Consider the following 24,676-nt stretch of genomic DNA (forward strand, 5'->3'; position numbering starts at 1 on the left):
GCTTTCGCCGCGCGTCTGGACGATATATCGTTGAGTATCGCTGACAGTCGTTCGGACGAGGAGGCATGATGAACGATTCGTTCTCGGGGGCGGGGTTCCCCGGTGCAGGAAACAGTCGCGGGTTCGGGCTCGGCGACCTCGGGGCGGGGCTGTGGGACGCGATGGATCAGCTTCGATCCACGTTCGAGCAGCGTCCGACGACCCGCATGAGCCGCGGTGACGTGCGCGCCGCGGTGCTCGCGCTGCTCGCCGAGCAGCCGATGCACGGCTACCAGATCATTCAGCGCATCGAAGAGCGCAGCGGCGGCTCATGGAAACCGAGCGCGGGCTCGGTGTACCCGACGCTGCAGTTGCTCGCCGATGAGGGCCTGATCAGCGCTGAGGAGTCGGAGGGTCGCAAGACCTACTCGCTCACCGAGGCGGGACGAGCCGCCGCCGAGGAGGCGGGCGAGAAGCCGGCGCCGTGGGAGGGCTCGAGCGCGCGCGACGGGTCGCGGCACACGGCGCTGCCGAAGGCCGGCGTCGAACTGGCGCAGGCCGCCGCGCAGGTCGCCCGCAGCGGCAGCCCCGAGCAGGTGCGAGAGGCCGTCGACATCCTCGACGACGCCCGCCGCAGGCTCTACGGACTGCTCGCGCAGGGCTGAGCCGGGTGACCTTCCACGCGGCCGGCGACACTACGACCGACGAGGCCGCAGCCGGTCGGACGCGTGCGCGGTACCGCCGCATCCTGCGGTTCGCCGCGTGGCACCTGATCGTCACGTGGTGGTTCGAGCTGTTCCTACCGCGGATCGGATTCGGTGGTCTCGCCGCTCGCGGCCGGCCTCGGCGCTTGCAGCGCATCGCGCGACGGTTCCATGCGCTCGCTGTCGATCTCGGTGGGCTCATGATCAAGGTCGGGCAGTACATGTCGTCGCGCCTCGACGTGCTACCGCCCGAGTTCACGGCAGAGCTCGCAGGTCTCCAGGACGAGGTGCCCGCCGTGCCGTTCGGGCAGATCGAGCAGCTTGCGGCGGGTGAATTGGGGATGCCGCTCGCGCGCGCGTTCACGTGGATCGACGAGGTGCCGGTGGCAGCCGCATCCCTCGGGCAAGCCCATCGGGCCCGGCTCAGCCCGACGATCGCGAGTGACGTCGGGTTCGAGGATGTCGTCGTGAAGGTGCAGCGCCCCGGCATCCAGCAGATCGTCGACGTCGACCTGGCCGCGCTCCGCCGCGTCGCCCGCTGGCTGAGCCACGTGCACGTCGTCGCATCGCGGGTCGACATGCCCGCGCTCATGGAGGAGTTCGCCAAGACGAGCCTCGAAGAGGTCGACTACATCCACGAGGCGGAGGGGGCAGAAAAGTTCGCCGCCGACGTCGCCGACGACGCGCGCGTCGAGGCGCCCGCTGTCGTTTGGGAGTACACGACGAGGCGCGTGCTCACCCTCGCCGACGTGACGGCGATCAAGATCACCGACGTCGACGCGCTGCGTGCGGCCGGCATCGACCCCGCCGAGGTCGCCGCGGTGTTCGCCCCCGTCATGTTCGACCAGGTCTTCACGCGCGGACGCTTTCACGCCGACCCGCATCCGGGCAACATCTTCGTGACGCCCGAGCCCGGCGGCGGGTGGCACCTCACGTTCGTCGACTTCGGCATGATGGGCGAGGTCTCGCCGCGCTTGCGCGCCGGCTTGCGGCGCCTGATGATCGCCGCAGCCGCGCGCGACGGCAAGGCGCTCGTCGACGCCGTGCGCGAGGTCGGCGTGCTGCTGCCCGGGACCGATACGACCGAACTGCAACGGGCGCTCACGCAGCTGTTCGCGCGGTTCGGCGGCATGGGTTTCGCAGAGCTCCGCGAGGTCGACCCGCGCGAGTTCCGCGCGTTCGCCGACGAGTTCGGCGACATGGTGCGCACCCTCCCGGTGCAGCTGCCCGACAACTTCCTGCTGATCATGCGGGCCATGTCGCTCACCTCGGGCGTGTGCAGCTCGCTCGATGCCCGGTTCAACCTGTGGGATGCCGTCGAACCCTACGCCGCGAGGCTGCTGCGGGAGGAGAGCGCCGGAATCATCCGCGACACCCTCGCGCAGGCGATGTCGACGGCGGCGACGCTCATGCGCATGCCCGGTCGGCTCGACGATCTGCTTACCCGCATCGATGAAGGGCGGATGCCGCTGAGCGACCCCCGCGCCGACAAGCGCGCGTCGCGGTCGGAGCGGCTCGGTCGTCGCGTCCTTGGCGCTGTGCTGTTCGCGGGGCTGCTCGTGGCCGGCGCCGTGACGCGCGAGGCGGATGCGGTGCTGGGTGCTGTGCTCATGTGGAGTTCGGCCGTGCCCGGCCTGTACGCCGTCTTCGGGGGAGCGCTCGGCCGGCGCTGAGCGCTGGCGCAGTCGGGGCGACGAGCGTGCGGGATAGACTCGCCCGCGCACCCGCCCCCGATTTCTCCGGAGCTTCGTCATGCCCGCACCCGCTGCGCACCCACGCATCGAGCCGACCGTGTTGCAGGCGCTGCGCAGTCCGCGCATGCTGACACGCGAAGTGCTCGCCGGCGTCGTGGTCGCCCTCGCACTCATCCCCGAGGCGATCGCGTTCTCGATCATCGCCGGCGTCGACCCGCGCGTCGGCCTGTTCGCCGCGTTCGTGATGGCGGTCTCGATCGCGTTCCTCGGTGGGCGACCGGCGATGATCTCTGCGGCGACCGGCGCCGTGGCGCTGGTGATCGCGCCGGTCATGCGCGACCACGGGCTGGACTACCTCTTGGCGACCGTGATCCTCGCCGGCATCCTCCAACTCGCGTTCGGGCTGCTCGGCGTCGCAAAGCTCATGCGCTTCCTGCCGCGTTCGGTCATGGTCGGATTCGTCAACGCGCTCGCGATCCTCGTCTTCACCGCCCAGCTGCCGCAGCTGATCGATGTGCCGTGGGCCGTGTATCCGCTGACGGCCGCGGGCCTGGCCATCATCTGGCTGTTTCCCAAGCTCACGCGCGCGGTGCCGGCGCCGCTCGTCGCGATCGTGGTCCTCACCGTCGTGGTCGTCGTCTTCGGCATCCACGTGCCGACCGTCGGCGACCAGGGCGCACTGCCGGATGCGTTGCCGATTCCGTTTCTGCCCGACGTGCCGTTCACGCTCGAGACACTGCAGATCATTGCCCCATACGCACTGGCGATGGCGCTCGTGGGGCTCATTGAATCGCTGTTGACGGCGAAGCTCGTCGACGACATCACCGATACCCACTCCTCGAAGACTCGCGAGGCGTTGGGGCAGGGTGGTGCGAACATTCTCGCCGGACTGTTCGGCGGCATGGGCGGGTGCGCCATGATCGGCCAGACGATGATCAACGTGAAGGTGTCGGGAGCCCGCACCCGCATCTCGACGTTCGTCGCCGGTGCGTTCCTGCTCGTCTTGGTGCTGGCGCTCGGCGACGTCGTCGCGGTCATTCCGATGGCGGCGCTCGTGGCGGTGATGATCGTCGTGTCGATCGTGTCGTTCGACTGGCACTCGGTGCGTCCGGGCACACTTCGACGGATGCCGCTCGGTGAGACGATCGTCATGCTCAGCACCGTCGCCATGACAGTCTGGACCCACAATCTGGCGATCGGTGTCGGCGCGGGGGTCGTGGTCGCCATGGTTCTGTTCGCCCGCCGCGTGGCGCACTTCACGACCGTCACGCGCGAGGTCGTCGAAACGGATGCCGGGCAGCTCGCTCGATACCGGGTCGACGGCGAATTGTTCTTCGCATCGAGCAATGACCTCACGACCCAGTTCGCGTACTCGCAGGATCCGCAGCGCGTGCAGATCGACCTCACCCGCTCACACGTCTGGGACGCGTCGAGCGTCGCTGCGCTCGACGCCATCACGACGAAGTATCGGCGCTACGACATCGAGGTGGAGCTCGTCGGCATGAACGCCTCGGCGAGGGCGTTCCATGAACGGCTGACGGGCGGGCTCGGCGCTGACTGATCAATGCGTGAGCGGGAGCTCGGTGTCAGATCCAGCCTTGTTGCCACGCGCGTTCGGCGGCCTCGTGCCGCGACGCGGCGTCGAGCTTGGTCATCGCGGACGACAGGTAGTTGCGCACCGTGCCGGGCGCCAGGTGCAGGCGATCGGCGATCTGCTGCACGCTCAGCGTTGACCGGCTGTGGCGCATCACGTCGAGTTCGCGGTCGGTGAGCGGGCAGCGCTCCGCCGACAATGCGGTCGCCGCGATCTCAGGATCGACGTAGCGCTTGCCGGCCGCGACAGCCCGGATGACATCGGCGAGCTCCTCGGCGGGGGTCGACTTGGGGACGAACCCCGACACTTTCGACGCGAGGGCTCGCCGCAGCACGCCCGGGCGCGCGTGCCGGGTCACGATCACCACCCTGGTCGAGACGCGGGCGAGGATCCGCGTCGCCGCCTCCAACCCGTCGGCCTCGGGCATCTCGAGGTCGAGCAGGCACACGTCGGGGCGGTGCTCGAGGGCTTGCTCGACGGCGATCGAGCCGTTCTCGGCGGTCGCGACGACCTCGATGTCGGGCTCGAGGGAGAGCAGCGCGACGAGCGCGCCGCGGATGAGGTGCTCGTCGTCGGCGACCAGCAGGCGGATGCCGGGGTTTGGCGTCGCGGTGCCGCTCACGCCGCACCGCCCGGTGCCGTCGGCCCGACCGTGAGCGGTGGCGCGTCCGGGAGCGCCGCTCGAAGGCGGAACCGGCCCTGCGCGACGCCGCTGACCAGCGTGCCACCCGCCGCCGCGACCCGCTCACGCATGCCCGCGAGACCGGAGCCGCCCGAATCGCCGGGCTCGTCGCTGACGCCGTCGTTGACGATCTCGATCACCCAGCCGTCGGCTCCGCCATCCACCACGATCGTCACCTCACTCGCCTCGCTGTGGCGCAGGATGTTGGTGGTCGCCTCGCGCACGACGGACGCGAGTGCGCCGCGCACGGCGGCATCCGTCGGCAGGTCGCCCAGCCGCAGCAGGCATCGCGCGCCACTGGCTGTCAGCACTTCGCGCGCGTTCTCGAGCTCGTCGTCGAGCGACACCTGCCGGTACCCCGCGACGAGGGATCGGGTCTCTTCGAGCGCCTGCTTGGCGATCGTGCGCACCTCGTGGATGTTCTCCCGCGCGGCCTCGACGTCGGCGGCCAGCAGCCGCTCGGCGAGTTCGGCTTTCAGCGAGATCACCTGCAGGTGGTGTCCCTGGATGTCGTGCAGGTCGGCGGCGAACCGCAGTCGCTCCTGCGCGACGGCGAGCTGTCCGGCCGAGCGACGGTGGCGGTCGAGCTCGACCACGATCTGCCACCACCACAGGCCCGAAATGAGCATGAACGGCATCGCGATGCCGTACACGATCATCGGCGTGACATTGGGGGCGGCGGCGACCTGACCTGTGGACGAGGCGAGCACCATGTGGCCTGCGAACACCAACGCGCCCAGCAGCACCGTCGTCCAGCGCCACGGGTGGGGGAACAGGCTCGCGATGAGACACATCGCCGTCCACAGTGCCGCACCCGAAAGGAGCGCGGTCTCAGGTGTGAACAACCCGATCGTCCAGACGGCGATCGCGCTCGCCAGCAGCGCCGTCACCCATGCAGGATGCGGCAGGCCGCCCCCGCGCCCGACCTGCAGAAACCAGCAGAACCGCACCTGCACGGCGCCGGCGACGAGCTGCAGCACGATCACCGTGGTCACCAGTGGCGTGTTCGGTTCGTCGGCGCCGGCGAGGTTGTCGAACATGAGCAGCGCGATGAACGCTGCATAGAAGCCGACGAAGAACACGAAGGACGCGAGCGTGTACAGCCAGGTGGAGCGCACGCTGCGCGAACTGTCACGCGCGGGGCGCCGGTCGGGGCTCATGGCACCGAGCGTAGAGCAGTGACAAATGTCATCGTCCGACGTGCGAAATCGACGGGCAGCAGGTGACATCGCGCCACTGCCGCCGACGGCGACGGTCTCGAAGGATGGACACATCGCCCGCTCCGGAGCCCTCCGGCGCGGCCCACGACTCCGAGAGGACACGTCATGATCGAGGCGCTGCAGGACTTCGCCGGATCCTTCCCCACCTACATCCAATGGCTCGCCGTCATGCTCGTCGCTGCGATCCCGTTCGTCGAGTCCTACTTCGGCGCGATCATCGGTGTCGTCATCGGTCTGCCGCCGGTGGTTGCGGTCGCGGCAGCCGTCGTCGGCAACGTCATCTCGATGCTCGCGTTCGTGATGTCGGCATCGCGTGTGCGTGAGAAGGTCGTCGCGGGCCGCCGCACGACGGCCGGAGCAGGCGGTGTGGCCATCGCTGAGCATGAGCCCGTTGCGCAGGAGTCTGCCCGTCGGCAGAAGTTGCGTCGCGCCTTCGACCGCTTCGGCGTGCCGGGGGTGAGCCTGCTCGGCCAGACCATCCTTCCGAGCCAGATCACCTCGGCGGCGATGGTGTCGTTCGGCGCGAACCGCAACACGGTCATCGTGTGGCAGATCGTCTCGATCATCCTCTGGGGTACCGTGTTCGGCGTCCTGGCCTCGCTCGGCGTCTACATCACGCGCTGAGCAGGCACCGTCTTGGCCTGACAGAAGACGAATCGATCCGTCGCCGCCCACCGGTGCTCGTCGTCGCAGCGGTATCCGCGCAGCCAGGAGACCCCCTCGAGGACCCGAAGGTAGAAGCCCTTCGGGTCTTCGTCGTCGGCGCTCGGCGGCGGTGAGGCGACCGTCACGGACCCATCGGGTGCGCGCCCCGCCGACAGTTCGGCGTCCGAGGATGGGCGCTGATCGCTCCACGCCAACCGCAGATACGGAGCGGTCGCGGCCGGACACGGCCCCAATCCGCGCACCTCGGCCGCGGCGAACACAGCGCTCAACGACCCACCCTCCGAGAGTCCGAGGTCTGCGACGGAGACTTCGGTGAGCGTCAAGGACTGGCCCGCGCCATCCTGCACGTCGATCTGATCGAGCAGGGTGCGGGCATGTGCATTGAGCTGCACGCCCGCATGCCGCAACGCACTCGTCAGCTCCTCCTGGTTCAGCGATCCGAGCGTGAGTCGAAAGGTGCGTTGGGTCGCCGTGTGATCCATGACACCATTGTGCGTTGCTCCGCTCACGACGCCGCGACGATCCAGGTCAGCAGCGCCAGGGCGAGGCAGGCCGGCGCCATCGTCCAGCGCTCGGCGGGGCTGCGGGATGCCAGATTCATCACGACGCCGACCGAGAAGTACCCGAACAGGACCCACGCCGCGACCCCGGCGAAGGCGCCCGATCCGCCCGCGAGCACCCCGGCCCGGGCCAGCAGCAGCCATGCGAAACCGGCGTAGAGCGCGACCGAGAGTGCGCTGCCGATGCGCAGGTGGCGGGGGAGGACCTTGTGCCCACCACCCCACACGAACCGTCCCCACGGGGCGCCCGCAGCGACGCACGCCTGGAGCCCGGCCAGCGCTGTCAGGAGTGCGACCGCGATCCAGGCGGCGATCACGGCCACAGGAACACCGCAAACAAGAAGACGGCGTAGACGATCGCCGCGGTGACGGCCACGGCGCCGGCCGGCCGTACCCACCCGCCGCGCACCGCCGCGATCGTGAATGCGACGGTCAGCAGCGCCCACACCAGGGTGTGCCCGTGGTCGACGATCGCCGCACGCACCCCCGTGGCCGCTTCGACCGCGACGCCGTCGCCGACGGTCGCGAAGATCGCGGTGACGAGGGCCGCGCCGACGGCCGCGATCACGAACAGGGGGCGTCGTGAGCGACGGGCGGTGGTCACGGCGTCACGCGTCCGAGCTCGTCGGCCCAGGCTCGCATGAGTGCGTGGGCGCGCAGGCCGTAGTCGAGGGTCGCACGCTGGAACGCGTACACCTCGAGATGTTCTGCGGGAACGGATACTGCGGCGGCATCGACCTCGACGGCCAGCGCATCGAGCTTCGCCTGCGCCTGCGCTGCGTGCGTTCGGATGAGGTCGATGACCGTGTCTCGGTCTGCCGTGTCGAGCCGGCCGAGCAGGAAGACCTTTGCGAGCATCACGGTCTCGGCATCCGCGGTGTCGGCGATCGGCTCCCGCATCCACTCGCGCCATCGGGTCTGCCCTGCAGGCGTGACGGCGTAGAGCTTGCGGGCTCGGGCCGAGCTCGTGTCGTCCGAGACGGTCACGTCGCCCTGGTCGACGAGTTGCCGTAGGGCGCGCTGCAGGGCGCCGAAACTCGCGCTGTAGAACAGCGAGATGCCCGCGCCGAACCGCTTGCGCAGGTCGTACAGCGACTGCGGACCGTCGAGGAGCAGGCCCAGAATGACGAACGGCATCGACACCACCTCCGATATCCCTCTGAGAGATATAGATATCCCTTGGAGTGATGTCAGTCAAGGGGGAGCGCGGGCGACGGGTGCCGATGCGGCCAGTGATAGGATCTCCGACGGAAGTGTGTCCGAGCGGCCTAAGGAGCATGGCTGGAATCCATGTAGGCGGGGTAACTCGCCTCGCAGGTTCAAATCCTGTCACTTCCGCCACGAGATGAGCGTCTCGCCCCCGACGGGGTGAGGCGCTCTTTCGTTGCGCGTGCAGATCCGCTTCCCGCGATTGGGAACAAAGTGCGCAAGCGAGGGCGTTGTCATCAGGCGTCATGCACGTGCATTCGACGCGCGACGGCGCATAGCGTCGTATCGCACCACCGGCACGCAGCACCTGCGCCACCCCCAGGAGAAACACTCGTGAGTTCCACCATCGCGGAGACCCCCGCGCGCACGCCCAAGCCCAAGAAGCCCTTCTACCGCTCGTTCGGCTTCCAGATCACCCTCGGCCTCGTCGCCGGCATCCTGCTCGGCCTGCTCGCGCTGCAGCTGGGCACCGACGCCGACGGCAACGCGAACGCGCTCGCCGCGACGCTCTCGACGATCGGCAGCTCGTACGTCACGCTGCTGAAGGTCGCGGTCGTCCCGCTCATCTTCCTGGCGATCGTCGCGAGCATCACGCAGCTGCGCAACGTCACCAACGCCGGCCGGCTCGCGGGTCAGACCCTGCTGTGGTTCGGTATCACGGCGCTCATCGCCGTCAGTATCGGCATCGTGCTGGGCGTCACCATCCAGCCAGGCGCGCGCGTCGACCAGACGCAGCTCGAAACCGGGGCGCCGTCCTCGGTGGGCACGTGGTGGAACTTCCTCCTCGGTCTCATCCCGCAGAACTTCCTCGGACTGACCGTCTCGACACGTGCCGACGAAGCCGGCGCGCTGACCTCGACCGTCGGCTTCAACGTGCTGCAGGTCATCGTGATCGCCGTCGCGGTCGGCATCGCCGCACTCAAGCTCGGCAAGCGGGCAGACACGTTCGTTGCGTTCACCGAATCGTTCCTCAAGGTCGTGCAGCGTGTGCTCTGGTGGATCATCCGCATCGCACCGCTCGGCACCCTCGGTCTCATCGGCTCCGCGGTCGTCACCTACGGCTGGAGCAAGCTGACGACGCTCCTGTGGTTCGCGGTCGCGATCTACATCGGCCTGGCTCTCGTGCTGTTCGTGGTCTACCCGATCCTGCTCAAGGTCAACGGCCTGTCGATCCGGCAGTACTTCTCCGGCGCATGGCCGGCGATCCAGCTCGCGTTCGTGTCGCGCTCCTCGATCGGCACGCTGCCGCTGACCCAGCGCGTGACCGAGCGCAACCTCGGTGTGCCGCGCGAGTACGCGTCGTTCGCCGTGCCGCTGGGGTCGACCACCAAGATGGACGGCTGCGCGGCGATCTACCCCGCGATCGCGGCGATCTTCGTCGCACAGTTCTTCGGCATCGAGCTGACCTTCGTGCAGTACCTGCTGATCGCGATCGTCTCGGTCGTGGGCTCGGCGGCCACGGCCGGCACCACCGGTGCGACCGTCATGCTCACCCTGACGCTGTCGACCCTGGGGCTGCCGCTCGAGGGCGTGGGCCTGCTGCTCGCGATCGACCCGATCCTCGACATGGGCCGCACGGCCGTCAACGTTGCGGGCCAGGCGCTCGTGCCGACGATCGTCGCCAAGCGAGAGGGCATCCTCGACCAGCAGTTGTATGACGCGCCGCGCGACGGCGAGCCGTTCGCCGACGACTCGGGCGATGACGTGCCCGAGCGTGAGGCCGACGAGGCCCCTGCCACTCGCAGCTGAGGCTCCGCACGCGAAGGGGATGCCGGAACTCCGGCGTCCCCTTCGTCGTCCCCGCCGCGTTGCTATTCGGCGGTGAGGAAGGACGGCGTCCGACGCACTTGCGCAGCGGCGGCGAAGGCGGAGCCGGGCCGCACGACGAGCGAGCGCGGGAGCAGCAGTGCGCGGGTGCGCAGCGCGGGCTCGGCGAAGTCGAGCATCGCTCGGCGCGCGGCGATCGCGTCGTCGACGAGCGCATCGCCGGACGGGCGGTCGCCGGGCGCGTAACTGGCGTGTTCGATGGCTTCGACGAGTCGGTCGACTTCGGCGCGCTTGGCGCCGAGCTTCACGAGTCGGCGCCCGAACACCCTGGGTGACTCGGCGGCGGGCGCGGGGGCCCCGAGATCGATGGCGGTGTTCTGCACGATGCGCCACGCCGAGGCGACGCTGCCGGCGGCTGCTCGCCGTCGAAGTCTGCGCTCGATGACCAGGCGCGCGAGGCCGGGCGCGGCAGCGACGGCCAGCAGCCCGCCAAGCGTGAACAGGTACGGACGCAGGTCGACGAGCCGGCCACCGCCGAGCGCGTCGGCACTGCCGGCCGGGTCCTGCGGGTCCAGCGGAGCGGCCGATGCGGAGGGTGTCGCTGCCGCCGTCGGCGTCGGTCCCGCGATGTCTTCGCCACCGGTGTCGGGAGCGGTCACCGACTCGGGCAGGAACGTCGTCTCGTTGCCGAGGCTCTTCGTCGGCTCGAAGCCGACCCAGCCGATGCCCCGGAAGTGCACCTCGGGCCACGCGTGCAGCTGCGCGGTGGTCGCCTCGGCGACCCGCTGCCCCTCTTCGATCTCGCCGGTGTAGCCGCCGGGCAGGAAGCCGATGACCACGCGCGCCGGCATGTCGAGCGACCGTGCCATCGTCGCGAATGCCGCGGCGAAGTGCACGCAGTAGCCGGCCTTGACCTGCAGGAACGCTTCGAGCGCCTCGGCACCCGTGCCGTCGAATCCCTCCTGCACCGGGGCCGTGAGCGAGTAGGTGAACTCGGGTCCGCGGAACCACGATTGCAGTGCGCGCAGCCGGTCGTAGTCGTTCGTCGCGTCTGCGGTCACCTCGCGCGCGAGCTCTTCGATGATCGCCGGGGTGTCGCCGGGCAACTGGGTGAGGTCGAGGCGGGTCTCGGTGATGCCCGCCTCGCTGTCCTGGATCTGCTCGCGCGTGGGGCGCGGCACATGTGTCGTGACGGTGTAGGCCTGGCCGCGGATGTTGCCTTGCGAGGTCAGCACGGTGCGGTTGTAGGCCATCGTGCGCCAGAATCCCTCGAGGCCGTCGACGCTGACGGCCGGGAACGGCATCGGAGCCCACGCCGACGACAGTTGGGTGACTTCGATCGTCGTCTCGTATTCGGTGACCCGCACGCCTTCGTCGGCCGTCACCTCCTCGAACGCGCTGTCTTCGAGTTGGGCGGTGCGCTGACGATCGGGCTGCCACACCTCGCCGTCGAACGTCGACAGGGTGGCGATGCGCAGATACGGCAGGTCGGTCGCGTTGGTGCGGTAGCGCAGCACCGGCGTCTCGGCCGGCTGGCGCAGATCATCGCCCAGCTCGAGGGTCGGATCGATCGTGGTGAGGGTGCCGGGGCCGGTCGCGCTCAGCACGGGTTCGGGCAGGATCGGGGTCGTGATGAGCGATCCGGTGATGGCGACGACGCCGATGCCCGCCGCGAGCGCCGTGACACCGCCGCGGCCCGTTCCGGGTGCTTCCCTCGTGCGGGTCTCGGCCCGGATCGTGTAGAGCACGGCCGCCGACAACAGCGCGAACGACAGGACGTTCACGCCCGAGGGCACGGCGACGGCGGGAATCACCCACACCGCGATGAGGGCCACGGTCGCCAGCAGCGGCATCCGCGCGGTGATGACGACGTGGTCGAGCGCGATCGTGAGGATGCCGACGGCCGTCACGATGAGGGCCGTCATCGGTGCCGTCGGTTCGAGTGGGGCGGTGCCCATGATGATCTGCGTCGTGGCCACTTCGACCATCGTGGGCACTTCGCGGAGCGTGTCGACGGTGGGAACCAGACCGAACCAGGCGGTGTCGCGGAAGTACATGAACGTGATCGCGACGACCCACAGTGCCAGTTCGATGATCGTCACGGCCGCCGTCGGCACACGCAGGCGGCGCGCGACCCAGCCGGCCGCGAGCAGTCCGCCCGCGACGAAGACGGACTGCCACAGCCAGCCGGCGACCTCGATGACGCCGGTGAGCGGCACGATCGCGGCGGCCAGCGCTGCGAACAGGCCGATCGCGAGTCGCGTCGTGCCGCCACGGGTCGGTGCGCGGCGGTCGGGACTGCCGTCAGCGGACACGGGAGAACCTCCGGTCGAGGGCGGCATCCCAGGCGGCGGCGAGGTCGGCGCCGGCCGGGACGGATGCCGCGTGCCAGCCGCCTTCGTGCTGCCTGGCGATCTGTGCGTCGGCGGCGCCCACGGCCAGCATGATCGGCAGTGTGCTGTGGTGCGCGAGTGCGGGCAGGACGGCGGCGTCGCGGTCGTCGAGCGAGCCGGTGACGAGGACGAGCGGGCCCGTGATGGTGCCGGCGAACAGCCGGAGCAGGTCTTCTGCGGCTGTGTCACCGCGGCTGACGATCGTCGCGGCGGCGACGGCGAGCCCTTCGACTTCGATCGTGTCGCCGCTGTCGATCGCCGGGGCGAACTCGGTCCCGTCGGCGTCGATGACGGTCACGAGGTATCCCTCGTGGACGAGGCGCGAGACGGCCGAGACGAACGCCGAGACCGCCGTTTCGAAGGCGGGGTCCTCACCGGGGGTCTGCGCGGCGACCGGCGCGAATCGCCTGCGGCTGCGGTCGAAGACGACGATCGCCTCGGGTGTGGATTCCTGCTCCTCCTGCCGCACCATCAATTCGTCGCGGTGGGCGCTCGCGCGCCAGTGGATGCGGCGCATCGAGTCGCCCGACATGTACGCGCGGGGGATGAGGTTGTCAGATCCCTGGCCCAGCTCGTTGGTCTCGGAGTGCAGACTGCCCCCGGCTTCACCCGGCAGTTCGGTGAGCGGCCCGAGGTCGACGATGGCGGGCGCGACCGTCAGCGGCGTCGGCTCGCCGATCGTGTGGCGGCGGCGGGCGAATCCGAACGGGTCGGTCGCCGACACCGAAAGCGGGCCGACCATGCGCACGCCTCGGCGGACGGCGCGCATGCGGTAGCGCAGTTCGACGACACGATCCGATCCCATGCCCGACCCGATCGCGGGGAGGACGCCGGTCGCGTCACCGCTGAGTCCGGCATCGATGCGGTCTTCCCAGAGTCCCTGTGTCATGGGCAGCGCGGAGCGGATCTCGACCCGTGCGCGCACATCGACGTCTTCGCCCGTTGTGGCCACGTCGGGGTGGAACGCGCGGATGATCTTCTCGGTGCGCCGGATCAGATACAGCGTCGCGACGCTCGCCGCCGTCACCGCGAGCAGCAGCACCGCGACATAGAGCAGTTCGGTCACGTTGAACTCGTGGGCGAGCACGAACGCGGTGACGGCGAGCGCGACGGCGCCGGTGCCCCGAAGGGTCAGCGGCCACGACTTCAGCCATCTCATGCGTTCGTCCCCAGTCCTCGTCTGTGCTGGCCGCCGATCAGCGTGTCATCGCGTCGCCAGCGGCACCCGCACGCTCGAGGCGATCGATTCGAGCGCTGCGCGGATCGTGTCGGCCCCCGAACGGCCACGGCTGACACCCGCGCCGCGTGCGGCGATCATGCGGTGCGCCAGCACCGGTTCGAGCAGGTCTGCGAGATCGTCGGGAATGACGAACTCGCGTCCGTCGAGGGCCGCCCACACCTTCGCGGCACGCACGAGCTGCAGCGTCGCACGGGGGCTCGCGCCCAGGCGAAGGTCGGGATGCTGGCGCGTGGCGCGGGCGAGCGCGACGGCGTACTCCTCGACCGCGGGGGAGACGTGCACGCTGCGCGCGAAGGCGATCATCTCGCGAACCCGCGGCGACGTCGTGACGGGCGAGAGCTGCGAGAGCGGGTTGACGGTGTCGCGCTGGCGCAGCATGAGCGCTTCGTCGGCGGCATCCGGGTAGCCCATCGAGATGCGCATCATGAAGCGGTCGCGCTGTGCTTCGGGCAGGGCGTAGGTGCCCTCCATCTCGAGCGGGTTCTGCGTCGCGACGACGAGAAACGGCTCGGGCAGCACGTGGCTCGTGCCGTCGACGGTGACCTGCCGCTCTTCCATCGCCTCCAGCAGCGCCGACTGCGTCTTGGGGGAGGAGCGGTTGATCTCGTCGGCGATCACGATGTGCGCGAAGATCGCGCCCGCCTTGAACTCGAACTCGCGGTCGACGGGGTTGTAGACGCTCACGCCGGTGACATCGCCCGGCAGCAGGTCTGGCGTGAACTGGATGCGGCGCACGGTCGCTTCGACCGATGCGGCCAGTGCACGCGCGAGCATCGTCTTGCCGACGCCCGGCACGTCTTCGATGAGCAGGTGGCCCTCCGCGAGCAGACACACGAGCGCGGCCCGCACGGCATCCGGCTTGCCGTCGATCACCCGGGTGACGGATTCGACGATGGCGTCGGTCGCCTCGGCGAACGAGTCCCTCGTGATCGACGTTGCGGACGGGTCTGACATGCGTCCCCCTCGGGTCAGCCGTGCGTTCGGGTTGCGGCGCGTCGATGCCCCGCTGGCTCGATCGTAGCCCGGGGCCCGTGGCAGCGGGGTGTCGCCGGCTGGGTGATCGCCGGGAGGAGGAGGCCTCGAGATCTTGTTAGACTGGTCGCAGCTCTCCGCGAGGCGGCATCCAGGCCAACTCCCCCAGGACGGAAACGTAGCAAGGGTAACCGGGCTCTGCCGGGTTCGCGGAGAGTCTTCTTTTTGCCCCGAGTCCCGGATCGTGTCGTCACGGAGTTGCCTTCGTGGGCCGCAGGATCCAGACTCGGGGAGGCGTCGCCGCCACACCGCCATGAGCACCTCTTCGCCGCAGTCCACGAGCACCTCGACCGGAAGCATCGCCCTGGTCGGACCCGGCCGTCTCGGTCGGGTGCTGGCGCGCGCCCTGACCGCGTCCGGATGCGAGGTGCACGGGCCTGTCGGACGCACCGACGCGGTACCGGCTGCCGACGTCGTGCTCCTCTGTGTGCCGGACGAGCAGATCACGACAGCCGCGGCCAAGGCCCGGCAGGTGCCCGGCGCGCTGGTGGGGCACACCTCGGGCGCGACAGGACTCGACGATGTCGACTTCGGCATCCACCCGTTGCAGACGATCACCGGCGACGAGTCCGGTGACGCGTTCCCAGGTGCCGCGTGCGCCGTCGCCGGAAGAACCGATGCGGCCCTCCAGGCCGCCGTGCTCGTGGCGGGGATGATCGGCGCCCACCCGTTCGAGATCGCCGACGAGCAGCGCGCCGGGTATCACGCGGCCGCCTCGCTCGCGTCGAACGCGCTCGTCGCGCTGCTCGACGCCGCCGAGCGCGCGGCCGACGCGGCGGGTGTTCCGGATTCGCGGACGGCGCTCGCCCCGCTCGTGCGACGAACCGTCGAGAATTGGATCGCGACCGGCGCGGCCGCACTGACCGGCCCGGTCGTTCGTGGCGACGAGAGGACGGTGGCACGCCAGCGGGCCGCGCTGCAGGACTCGACCCCCGACCTCGTGCCGCTCTTCGACGAACTGACGACACGGATGCGAGTCCTTGCGGCTGAGAGGGACACACGATGAGGATCATCCGCACGGTGCACGAGGTGCGCGTCGCGGTCGCCGAGGCGCGCGCAGCGGGGCGCATCGTCGGCCTGGTCCCCACGATGGGTGCGTTCCATGCCGGACACCTGTCCCTCATGCAGGTCGCCCGAACGCAGACCGACCTCGTCGTGGTGTCGTTGTTCGTCAACCCGACGCAATTCGCCGCCGGTGAAGACCTGAGCGCATACCCGCGCGACGAGCAGCGTGACGCCGATATGGCGCGGGGTGAAGGCGTCGACATCCTCTTCGCGCCCGAACCCGCCGAGGTGTACCCCGACGGATTCTCGACGACGATCCACGTCTCGAGCATCACCGACGTGCTGTGCGGTGCGACCCGCGGACCGCAGCACTTCGACGGGGTGGCGACCGTGGTCGCCAAGATGCTGGGCATGGTGGCCCCCGATGTCGCCTTCTTCGGGCAGAAGGACGCACAGCAGGTGCTCGTGGTGCGCAGACTCGTGCGCGACCTCGACATCCCCGTGCGCATCGAGGCGTGCCCGATCGTGCGTGAGCCCGACGGACTCGCGATGAGCTCCCGCAACGTCTACCTCGACCCGGCTGCGCGTGTGCAGGCCACCGCGCTCCAGCGGGCGCTCGCCGCCGCAGACGCCGCAGCGAAGGCGGGGGAGCGGGATGCCGCAGTGCTCGTCGCCGCGGCCGCCGCTGTCCTGGCGGACGCCGGCATCGAGCCCGAATATCTCGAACTGCGTGCGACCGACGACCTGCGACTGCTGGATCGGGTCGAGGAAGAGGGGCTGCTGGCCGTCGCCGCTCGCGTCGGCGGCGCACGCCTCATCGACAACTGCGTGCTGCGGCCGAACTGACCGCCACAGACGACCACCTGAGAGGACCGCCCGATGCGACGCACCATGCTGAAGTCGAAGATCCACCGCGCCACGATCACGGCGAGCGACCTGAACTATGTCGGATCGATCACGATCGACCCCGACCTGCTCGAAGCCGCCGACATCCTGCCCCACGAGCAGGTGCACGTCGTCGACGTCGACAACGGCTCTCGCTTCGAGACGTACACGATCGAGGGCGTGCGGGGCTCGGGCGCCGTACAGGTCAACGGTGCGGCCGCACGCCTCGTGCACCCGGGGGACACCGTCATCGTCATCTCCTACGCCGACTACTCCGCCGAAGACCTCGAGGGCTACGAGCCTGTCGTGGTACACGTCGACCGCAACAACTGCATCGTGGCCGTCGACGATGCGGTCGCCGAGCTCGCCCTGGCGGGAGCGCGATGAGCACGCACGGGGCGCCGCAGCGCCGGTCGCTGGGCGATCTGGCGGCGCTGAAAGCGCGCGGCGAGCCGATCGTCATGGTGACCGCCTACGATCATCCGGGTGCGCGGGTCGCAGAGGCCGCCGGGGTCGATGTCGTCCTGGTGGGCGATTCCGCGGCCATGACTGTGCTCGGGTACGACAGCACCGTCCCGGTCACGGTCGACGAGATGATCATGCTGACCCGCGCAGCGCGGCGCGGTTTGTCCACGCCGCTGCTGGTGGCCGATCTGCCGTTCGGTTCGTACGAAGCCAGCGACGAGCAGGCGGTCGCGACGGCGCTGCGGTTCGCGAAGGAGACCGGCTGCGACGCCGTCAAGGTCGAACGCGGTGGTGCCACCGTCGACCGTGCCCGCGCGATCGTGCGGGCGGGTGTTCCCGTCGTCGGACACGTCGGGCTGACACCGCAGACGGCCGTCGCGCTCGGCGGCTACCGCGCGCAGGGTCGCACCGCCGAAGACGCGCGAGGAGTGCGCGACGATGCGCTCGCGCTGCAGGATGCCGGGTGCGTCGCGATCGTGTTCGAAGCGATCCCCGCAGAAGTCACCGAGGCGATCATGCCCGTCATGCGCGTGCCCGTGATCGGCATCGGCGCGGGCGCGGCGACCGACGGTCAGGTGCTCGTCTTCCACGACCTGCTGGGGCTCGGAGAAGGCCCGCAGGCGCGGTTCGTGCGCCGCTATGCCGACCTGCGCGCCGACATGATCGCCGGCGTCGCAGCGTACGCCGCGGACGTACGCGAGCGTCGCTATCCGGCATCCGAGCACACCTACGCGATGCGCCCGGGCGAAGCCGACCGGCTCGGCGAGGTGCTGGGCGAATAGTCCCGGGCGCGTCCCGATGAGGTCGCCCTAAACTGGAACCGTGGCACAGAGCATCTACCTCACGTCGGCAGAAGGTCACTCGGGAAAATCCACGATCGCGCTCGGCGTGCTCGACTCCCTCAGCCGCGCCACGCCCCGCGTCGGCGTGTTCCGGGCGATCGCCCGCTCGACCGAGGAGCGCGACTACGTGCTCGAGATGCTCCTCGACCACGACGGTGTCGACCTCGCGTACGACGACTGCATCGGTGCCACCTATGACGAAGTGCGGGCAGACCCCGACGCGGCGCTCGCCCGCATCGTCGAGCGCTACAAGGCCGTCGAGGCGCAGTGCGACGCGGTCGTCATCGTCGGCAGCGACTACACCGATGTCGGCAGTCCCGCAGAGCTCGGCTACAACGCGCGCATCGCCGCGAACCTCGGCGCACCGGTATTGCTGGTGCTCAGCGGGCAGCGCTCCGAGGGCGAGGGTGCGCGCACGCCCGCACAGATGGGGCACCTCACGTCGCTCGCACTCGGCGAGATCGCGCATGAGCGGGCCGGCCTGTTCGCCGTCATCGTCAATCGGGCGGCGCCCGACGAAACGGATGCCGTCGTCGCCGCCGTCCGCGCGGTCGTCGATGCCGATGCCGCCGACCGCGGCGTCGGCGTGTGGGCGGTGCCCGAAGACGACTACCTCGTCGCGCCGTCGGTGCGCGACGTCATGCGTTCGCTCGATGCCCGACTGCTGAAGGGTGATGAGGCGCTGCTCTCACGTGAGGTGCTGCACGTCGTCGTCGCAGGCATGGGCATGGACAATGTGCTGCCGCGACTGTCGGAGAGCGCGATCGTGACGATCGCCGCCGACCGCACCGATGTGCTCGTGGCGACCGTGCTCGCGCACGCGTCGGGAACCTTCCCGGCGCTGTCCGGCATCGTGCTCAACGGACCATTCGCCCTCCCCGAACCCGTCGACCGTCTGATCGACGGATTCACTTCGTCGCTGCCCATCCTCGCGTGCGACCTCGACACCTACGAGACGGCCCGACGCATCGTCCACACGCGGGGAAGGCTCGCCGCCGATTCGCAACGCCGGTACGACACCGCGTTGAGCCTGTTCGAGCAGCACGTCGACACCGACGAGCTCGTGCGATCGATCGGCGTCGCGACGAGCGACGTCGTCACGCCGCTCATGTTCCAGTACCAGTTGGTCGAGCGCGCCCGCGGTGACCGCAAGCGCATCGTGCTGCCCGAGGGCGGCGATGACCGTGTGCTGCGCGCCGCGGCGACCGTGCTCGCACGTGGTGTGGCCGACATCACGATCCTCGGCGAAGAGATCGAGGTGCGAAACCGCGCACTCGAACTCGGCCTCGACCTGCGTGCTGCGCAGGTGCTGAGCCCGTTCGACGCGGTCCACGTGCACAAGTTCGCCGAAGAGTATGCCCGGCTCCGGGCACACAAGGGGGTGACGCTCGGCCAGGCCGCCGACACCGTCACCGACGTGTCGTACTTCGGCACGATGATGGTGCACCTGGGCTTGGCTGACGGCATGGTCTCGGGGGCGGCGCACACGACGGCGCACACGATTCGGCCGTCGTTCGAGATCATCAAGACCCGGCCCGGTGTCTCGGTCGTCTCGAGTGTCTTCCTCATGGCGCTCGCCGACCGCGTGCTTGTCTACGGCGACTGTGCTGTGATCCCCGATCCCACCTCGACGCAGCTCGCCGACATCGCGATCTCATCCGCGGCGACCGCGACGCAGTTCGGCATCGATCCGCGCATCGCCATGCTGTCGTACTCGACGGGCGAGTCCGGGTCGGGTGCCGACGTCGACAAGGTTCGCGAGGCGACCGCGTTCGTCCGCGAACGTGCGCCCGAACTGCTCGTGGAGGGCCCCATCCAGTACGACGCCGCGGCGGACGCCGCCGTCGCGAAGGCGAAGATGCCGGGGTCGCAGGTCGCTGGACGGGCGACGGTGTTCGTCTTCCCCGATCTGAACACCGGCAACAACACCTACAAGGCGGTGCAGCGTTCTGCCGGCGCCGTCGCGATGGGACCGGTGCTGCAGGGCCTCAACAAGCCCATCAACGACCTCTCCCGCGGTGCGCTGGTGGAAGACATCGTCAACACGATCGCGATCACCGCGATCCAGGCGCAGACCTCGGCGGGTGCCGCATGAGCATCGTCCTGGTCGTCAACAGCGGTTCGTCGTCGTTCAAGTACCGTCTGCTCGACATGGCGACCGAGCAGGTGCTCGCGTCGGGCCTCGTCGAACGCATCGGGCAGCGACACGGTGCCGCCCATCACACGGTGCACGCCGCAGCCTTCGCCAGTGAGGGCTCGACCGGCGAGGGCCCCGCGCCGACGGTGACCGATGCCGAGTATTCGTGGGACGAGCCGATCGCCGACCATACGGCGGGCTTCGCGCTCATGCTCCGCGCCTTCGACGAGGCAGGGCCGTCGCTCGCAGACCATGCGCCGGTCGCCGTCGGGCACCGTGTCGTCCACGGTGGCGTGCGCTTCTTCGAACCGACGCTCGTCGACGACGGCGTCGAGATCAACATCGAAGACCTCGCCCGTCTTGCGCCGCTGCACAATCCGGGTGCCGTGCAGGGCATGCGCGCCGCGCGCGCCGCGTTCCCCGATGTGCCGCACGTCGCCGTGTTCGACACCGCCTTCCACCAGACCATGCCGCCCGAGGCATACACCTACGCGATCGACCGCGAACTGGCCGCGGCGCACCGCATCCGCAAGTACGGGTTCCACGGCACGAGCCACAAGTTCGTCAGCGAAGCCGCCGCGGCGCATCTCGGTCGCCCGCTCGAGAGCCTCCGGCAGATCGTGCTGCACCTGGGCAACGGTGCGTCGATGACGGCGATCGACGGCGGCCGCTCGATCGACACGTCGATGGGGCTCACGCCCCTCGAGGGCCTCGTCATGGGCACCCGTTCGGGTGACCTCGATCCGGCGGTCGTGATCCAGCTCGCCCGCCGCGCACGGATGTCGATCGACGATCTCGACGCGCTGCTGAACAAGAACAGCGGTCTGCAGGGGCTCGCCGGCGTCTCCGACATGCGCGACATCGTGCAGCGGCGCGGCGACATGGAGCCGTTCGCGACGCTCGCCTTCGACGTCTACATCCACCGCATCCGCGCGTACCTCGGTGCCTACCTCGCCCAGCTCGGCGGCGTCGACGTCGTCTCGTTCACCGCGGGAGTGGGAGAGAACTCCGCTCCCGTGCGCGCAGCGGCGCTCGAGACGTTCGGATTCGCCGGCATCCACCTCGACCGGGCCCGCAACGATGAGCGCGGTCGGGGCATCCGCGTCATCTCGACCGACGACTCGCCCGTCACGGTGCTCGTCGTACCCACCGACGAAGAGCTCGAGATCGCCCGCCAGACCCTCGAGGTGGCCGGCTGAGCCCGCGACGCGCCCGGGGAACAGCACGCTCACACACACGAAACACCACACGGCTACAGTGGCCAGGTGTCTTCAGATCCGACCGACCTGCCTGACCTCCTGACCTTCGACGGCGTGCTGTTCGACCTCGACGGCGTACTCACCCCAACGGCCGACGTGCACATGCACGCGTGGCAGACGATGTTCACCGAACTGTTCACTGCGTGGGACGTCTCGCCGCCCTACACCGAACGCGACTACTTCGAGTACCTCGACGGCAAGAAGCGCTACGACGGGGTCGCGAGCCTGCTGCGCTCCCGCGACATCGAGGTGCCGTGGGGCGACCCGTCCGACGCGCCCGCCGAAGACACGGTGTGCGGCATCGGCAACCGCAAGAACGAGGTCTTCACGCGAGTGCTGCGCAGCGAAGGCATCCAGCCCTACCCGGGGTCGTTGGCGCTCCTCGACATGCTCCAGCGTGCCGGCATGCCGGTCGGTGTCGTCTCCAGCTCGAAGAACGCCGAAGAGGTGCTCCGGGCAGCCGGCATCCGCGAAAGGTTCCCGGTGGTCGTCGACGGTGCGGTCGCCGAGCGCGACGGCCTCGCCTCCAAGCCCGCCGCCGACATGTTCGCCGCGGGCGCCCGCGGACTGGGGCTCGACCCTGCCCGCGTCGCGGCCTTCGAGGACGCCCATTCCGGTGTGCAGTCGGCCGCCGCCGCAGGCTGCGGTCTCGTCGTCGGTGTCGATCGTGGCGCCGGTGCCGATACGCTCATCGCCAGTGGCGCGCATGTCGTGATCGACGACCTGTCCGCCTACGTGGCGTGACCCGCCCCCGTCACCACTCGAGAGGCCTGTGATGATCGATCGCGATCGCTTCCCCGTCGACCCGTGGCGTCTGGTCGAGACCGAGTTCTCGCTCGACGACGTCGGTGTGACCGAAACCATCTTCGCCGTCGGCAACGGCTACCTCGGTCTGCGCGGCAATCACCCCGAAGGTCGCCATGCCCTCGAGCACGGCACCTTCATCAACGGGTTCCACGAGGTGTTCCCGATCCGCCACGCCGAGCAGGCGTTCGGGTTCGCCGAGACCGGCCAGACGATCGTCAATGCGCCGGATGCCAAGGTCATGCGCGTCTACGTCGACGACGAACCGCTCGCCTTCGACGTCGCCGATGTGCGCGAGTACGAGCGCGTGCTCGACTTCCGCACCGGCGTGCTCACCCGGCACGTGCGGTGGATGACCCCCAGCGGCAAGGACGTCGTCATCGACTTCGACCGCATGGTGTCGTTCGAAGAGAAGCACCTCGCCGTCATGCGCGTGACCGTCACGGTGCTCAACGCCGACGCGCCGGTGACCGTCAACTGTCAGCTCATCAACCGTCAGGACGGCGAAGACGTCTACGGCGGCACGCCCAAGCCGCATGCGGCGGCGGGTTTCGACCCCCGCAAGACCGAGAAGTTCCACGAGCGGGTGCTGCAACCGCAGGAGTACTGGCAAGACGGCCTGCGCTCCGCGCTCGCGTACCGCGTCGCCGAGTCGGGCATGACCCTCGCGCTCGTCGCCGACCACGTCATCGAGACCGAGAACGAGTACTCGGCCCGCACCCTCGTCGAACCCGACATCGCCAAGAACGTGTTCCGCGTGCAGGCGAAGGCGGGCGTGCCGGTCACCGTCACGAAGCTCGTGAGCTATCACACGTCGCGCGGCGTGCCCGCACGCGAACTGGTCGACCGGGGGCGCCGCACGCTCGACCGCGTGCTCGGCGAGGGCGTGCACACGCCGTTCGAGCGGCAGGCCGCCTGGTGTGAAGCGTTCTGGCAGCGTTCCGACGTGCAGATCGGTGGTCGCGACGATCTGCAGCAGGCGACCCGCTGGTGCCTGTTCCAGCTTGCGCAGGCTGCCGCGCGCGCCGACAGCCTGGGTGTGTCCGCCAAGGGTGTGTCCGGCTCGGGCTACAGCGGGCACTACTTCTGGGACACCGAGATCTATGTCCTCCCGTTCCTCGCGTACACGACGCCGCAGTGGGCGCGCAACGCGCTGCGCATGCGGTACCTCATGCTGCCTGCCGCCCGCCGCCGCGCGGCGATGCTGAACGAGGCCGGTGCGCTGTTCCCGTGGCGCACGATCAACGGCGAGGAGGCGTCGGCCTATTACGCCGCCGGCACCGCGCAGTACCACATCAACGCCGACGTCAGCTTCGCGCTCGCGAAGTACGTGCGGGCGACGGACGACACCGAGTTCCTGTACCGGGAGGGCGTCGACATCGCCGTCGAGACCGCCCGCCTGTGGGCCACGCTCGGCTTCTGGCGCTTCACCGAGAACGGCGACCCCGAGACGTTCCACATCCACGGCGTCACCGGCCCCGACGAGTACACGACGGTCGTCAACGACAACCTCTTCACGAATGTGATGGCTCGCTTCAACCTGCGGTTCGCAGCGCGCACGGTGCGCGAGATGGCGGCGGACGCGCCCGACGAGTACGTCGCCATGCTCGACCGGCTCTCGCTCGACCCCGCTGAAGCGGATGCGTGGGATGCTGCGGCAGAGGCGATGCACATCCCGTACAGCGAGGCCCTCGGCATCCACCCCCAGGATGCGGTGTTCCTCGAGCGCGAAGTGTGGGATCTCGAGAACACGCCGCGTTCGCAGCGCCCGCTGCTGCTGAACTTCCACCCGCTGGTGATCTATCGCTACCAGGTGCTCAAGCAGGCGGACGTCGTGCTGGCGCTGTTCCTGCAGGGCAACCACTTCACGCCCATCGAGAAGCTCAACGACTTCGAGTACTACGACCCGCTGACCACGGGGGATTCGACGCTGTCGGCGGTCGTGCAGGCGATCCTCGCGGCGGAGGTGGGCTATCAGGAGCTCGCGGAGCACTACTTCGAGCAGTCGATCTTCGTCGACCTCGGCGACCTGCACCACAACGCGTCCGACGGTGTGCACGTCGCGAGTGCGGGCGGGGTGTGGACGGCGCTCGTGAGTGGTTTCGGCGGCATGCGCGACCACTACGGCGAGCTGTCGTTCGACCCGCGTCTGCCTGCCGGATGGGACTCGCTCGCCTACACGCTGCACTGGCGCGGCACCCAGCTGAAGGTATCGCTCACAGCCGACGAGCTGTCGATCGCGGCGGGTGAGGGCGAAGACGTCGAGCTCAGCGTGCGCGGCACCGCCTACACCGCGGTCGCCGGTCAGACCCTGACCGTCCCGCTCGACGGCCAGGGCCCGGTGATCGCGGGGCGTCCGACGCTCGGCATGCTCGCCGAGTCGCGTCGTGATGACGGCTCCCGCCTGTCGGCGTCGGTGCCAACGAGCACCGCGACGACGGCGATCCCGACGATCGACGACGGACTCAGCCCGGTCGAGACGGTCGCCGACGTCCGTGCGCCCGACGACCACGACTCCGGCAGGTGAGACCGCGGAGCA

The 24,676-nt window shown here is 69.5% G+C and carries 22 protein-coding genes, 1 tRNA gene and 1 other RNA gene; 15 read left to right on the top strand and 9 right to left on the bottom strand.

Features of this window, described 5'->3' with window-relative positions:
* Positions 1–68 precede the first annotated feature (68 nt).
* The 3 genes from AC3ENX_RS01080 (at position 69) to AC3ENX_RS01090 (ending at position 3,938) form a co-directional block, all read left to right on the top strand.
* Positions 69–644 carry a PadR family transcriptional regulator gene (locus tag AC3ENX_RS01080; RefSeq protein ID WP_434809997.1) on the top strand — a complete coding sequence of 192 codons (576 nt, stop codon included), beginning with the start codon at positions 69–71 and terminating at the stop codon, positions 642–644.
* Between the two features lie 5 nt (positions 645–649).
* Positions 650–2,356, top strand: a complete 1,707-nt coding sequence (locus tag AC3ENX_RS01085; RefSeq protein WP_434809998.1) for an ABC1 kinase family protein — start codon at positions 650–652, stop codon at positions 2,354–2,356.
* Positions 2,357–2,435: 79 nt separating this feature from the next.
* A complete protein-coding gene (locus AC3ENX_RS01090; protein WP_434809999.1) occupies positions 2,436–3,938 on the top strand; it encodes a SulP family inorganic anion transporter in 1,503 nt (500 codons plus the stop codon).
* A 25-nt stretch (positions 3,939–3,963) separates the two neighbouring features.
* Here the strand turns inward: AC3ENX_RS01090 and AC3ENX_RS01095 are convergent, their stop codons facing one another.
* A complete protein-coding gene (locus AC3ENX_RS01095) occupies positions 3,964–4,593 on the bottom strand; it encodes a response regulator transcription factor (RefSeq protein WP_434810000.1) in 630 nt (209 codons plus the stop codon).
* Positions 4,590–5,813 carry a sensor histidine kinase gene (locus tag AC3ENX_RS01100; RefSeq protein WP_434810001.1) on the bottom strand — a complete coding sequence of 408 codons (1,224 nt, stop codon included), beginning with the start codon at positions 5,811–5,813 and terminating at the stop codon, positions 4,590–4,592. The genes AC3ENX_RS01095 and AC3ENX_RS01100 overlap by 4 nt, the downstream gene beginning before the upstream one ends.
* 165 nt (positions 5,814–5,978) lie before the next feature.
* On the opposite strand from AC3ENX_RS01100, the gene AC3ENX_RS01105 reads away from it, so the two are divergent.
* On the top strand, positions 5,979–6,497 hold the full coding sequence (locus tag AC3ENX_RS01105; RefSeq protein ID WP_434810002.1) for a hypothetical protein: 519 nt from the start codon (positions 5,979–5,981) through the stop codon (positions 6,495–6,497).
* Here the strand turns inward: AC3ENX_RS01105 and AC3ENX_RS01110 are convergent.
* From AC3ENX_RS01110 to AC3ENX_RS01125, 4 genes are read right to left on the bottom strand one after another with little or no spacing between them, the layout of a single operon-like run.
* On the bottom strand, positions 6,482–7,021 hold the full coding sequence (locus AC3ENX_RS01110) for a hypothetical protein (RefSeq protein ID WP_434810003.1): 540 nt from the start codon (positions 7,019–7,021) through the stop codon (positions 6,482–6,484). The genes AC3ENX_RS01105 and AC3ENX_RS01110 overlap by 16 nt on opposite strands.
* Before the next feature lie 23 nt (positions 7,022–7,044).
* Positions 7,045–7,422 carry a hypothetical protein gene (locus tag AC3ENX_RS01115; protein ID WP_434810004.1) on the bottom strand — a complete coding sequence of 126 codons (378 nt, stop codon included), beginning with the start codon at positions 7,420–7,422 and terminating at the stop codon, positions 7,045–7,047.
* Entirely contained in the window at positions 7,413–7,703 is a 291-nt protein-coding gene (locus tag AC3ENX_RS01120) for a hypothetical protein (protein WP_434810005.1), read from the bottom strand. The genes AC3ENX_RS01115 and AC3ENX_RS01120 overlap by 10 nt, the downstream gene beginning before the upstream one ends.
* Positions 7,700–8,236 (bottom strand): PadR family transcriptional regulator, encoded by a 537-nt coding sequence (locus AC3ENX_RS01125; protein ID WP_434810006.1) that lies wholly within the window; start codon positions 8,234–8,236, stop codon positions 7,700–7,702. The genes AC3ENX_RS01120 and AC3ENX_RS01125 overlap by 4 nt, the downstream gene beginning before the upstream one ends.
* A 112-nt stretch (positions 8,237–8,348) precedes the next feature.
* On the opposite strand from AC3ENX_RS01125, the gene AC3ENX_RS01130 reads away from it, so the two are divergent.
* Together AC3ENX_RS01130 and AC3ENX_RS01135 are read left to right on the top strand one after the other, a co-directional pair.
* Positions 8,349–8,440, top strand: a tRNA-Ser gene (locus AC3ENX_RS01130).
* Between the two features lie 201 nt (positions 8,441–8,641).
* Complete coding sequence (locus AC3ENX_RS01135) at positions 8,642–10,057, top strand: dicarboxylate/amino acid:cation symporter (RefSeq protein WP_434810007.1); 1,416 nt, start codon at positions 8,642–8,644, stop codon at positions 10,055–10,057.
* A gap of 62 nt (positions 10,058–10,119) precedes the next feature.
* On the opposite strand, the gene AC3ENX_RS01140 is transcribed toward AC3ENX_RS01135, so the two are convergent.
* From AC3ENX_RS01140 to AC3ENX_RS01150, 3 genes are read right to left on the bottom strand one after another with little or no spacing between them, the layout of a single operon-like run.
* On the bottom strand, positions 10,120–12,390 hold the full coding sequence (locus AC3ENX_RS01140; RefSeq protein ID WP_434810008.1) for a transglutaminase TgpA family protein: 2,271 nt from the start codon (positions 12,388–12,390) through the stop codon (positions 10,120–10,122).
* Positions 12,380–13,627 (bottom strand): DUF58 domain-containing protein, encoded by a 1,248-nt coding sequence (locus AC3ENX_RS01145; RefSeq protein ID WP_434810009.1) that lies wholly within the window; start codon positions 13,625–13,627, stop codon positions 12,380–12,382. The genes AC3ENX_RS01140 and AC3ENX_RS01145 overlap by 11 nt, the downstream gene beginning before the upstream one ends.
* 45 nt (positions 13,628–13,672) lie before the next feature.
* Positions 13,673–14,662 carry an AAA family ATPase gene (locus tag AC3ENX_RS01150; protein ID WP_434810010.1) on the bottom strand — a complete coding sequence of 330 codons (990 nt, stop codon included), beginning with the start codon at positions 14,660–14,662 and terminating at the stop codon, positions 13,673–13,675.
* Between the two features lie 146 nt (positions 14,663–14,808).
* Between AC3ENX_RS01150 and ffs the strand changes: the two genes are divergently transcribed.
* From ffs to AC3ENX_RS01195, 9 genes are all read left to right on the top strand, one after another.
* Positions 14,809–14,905: signal recognition particle sRNA small type (gene ffs, locus AC3ENX_RS01155), an RNA gene on the top strand.
* An 88-nt stretch (positions 14,906–14,993) separates the two neighbouring features.
* Entirely contained in the window at positions 14,994–15,746 is a 753-nt protein-coding gene (locus tag AC3ENX_RS01160) for a DUF2520 domain-containing protein (RefSeq protein ID WP_434810011.1), read from the top strand.
* Positions 15,743–16,591: a pantoate--beta-alanine ligase gene (panC, locus tag AC3ENX_RS01165; protein ID WP_434810012.1), complete on the top strand. Its 849-nt coding sequence runs from the start codon at positions 15,743–15,745 to the stop codon at positions 16,589–16,591. Before AC3ENX_RS01160 ends, panC begins: the two co-directional genes overlap by 4 nt.
* Positions 16,592–16,624: 33 nt before the next feature.
* On the top strand, positions 16,625–17,017 hold the full coding sequence (panD, locus tag AC3ENX_RS01170) for an aspartate 1-decarboxylase (protein WP_434810013.1): 393 nt from the start codon (positions 16,625–16,627) through the stop codon (positions 17,015–17,017).
* Complete coding sequence (gene panB / locus AC3ENX_RS01175) at positions 17,014–17,877, top strand: 3-methyl-2-oxobutanoate hydroxymethyltransferase (protein WP_434810014.1); 864 nt, start codon at positions 17,014–17,016, stop codon at positions 17,875–17,877. Before panD ends, panB begins: the two co-directional genes overlap by 4 nt.
* A 40-nt stretch (positions 17,878–17,917) precedes the next feature.
* Entirely contained in the window at positions 17,918–20,032 is a 2,115-nt protein-coding gene (gene pta, locus AC3ENX_RS01180) for a phosphate acetyltransferase (RefSeq protein WP_434810015.1), read from the top strand.
* Positions 20,029–21,273 (top strand): acetate/propionate family kinase, encoded by a 1,245-nt coding sequence (locus AC3ENX_RS01185; protein WP_434810016.1) that lies wholly within the window; start codon positions 20,029–20,031, stop codon positions 21,271–21,273. The genes pta and AC3ENX_RS01185 overlap by 4 nt, the downstream gene beginning before the upstream one ends.
* Before the next feature lie 66 nt (positions 21,274–21,339).
* Positions 21,340–22,077, top strand: a complete 738-nt coding sequence (locus AC3ENX_RS01190; protein ID WP_434810017.1) for an HAD family hydrolase — start codon at positions 21,340–21,342, stop codon at positions 22,075–22,077.
* A gap of 31 nt (positions 22,078–22,108) precedes the next feature.
* A complete protein-coding gene (locus AC3ENX_RS01195; RefSeq protein ID WP_434810018.1) occupies positions 22,109–24,664 on the top strand; it encodes a glycoside hydrolase family 65 protein in 2,556 nt (851 codons plus the stop codon).
* Positions 24,665–24,676 lie beyond the last annotated feature (12 nt).

This window comes from Microbacterium sp. bgisy189 (genome assembly GCF_057707225.1).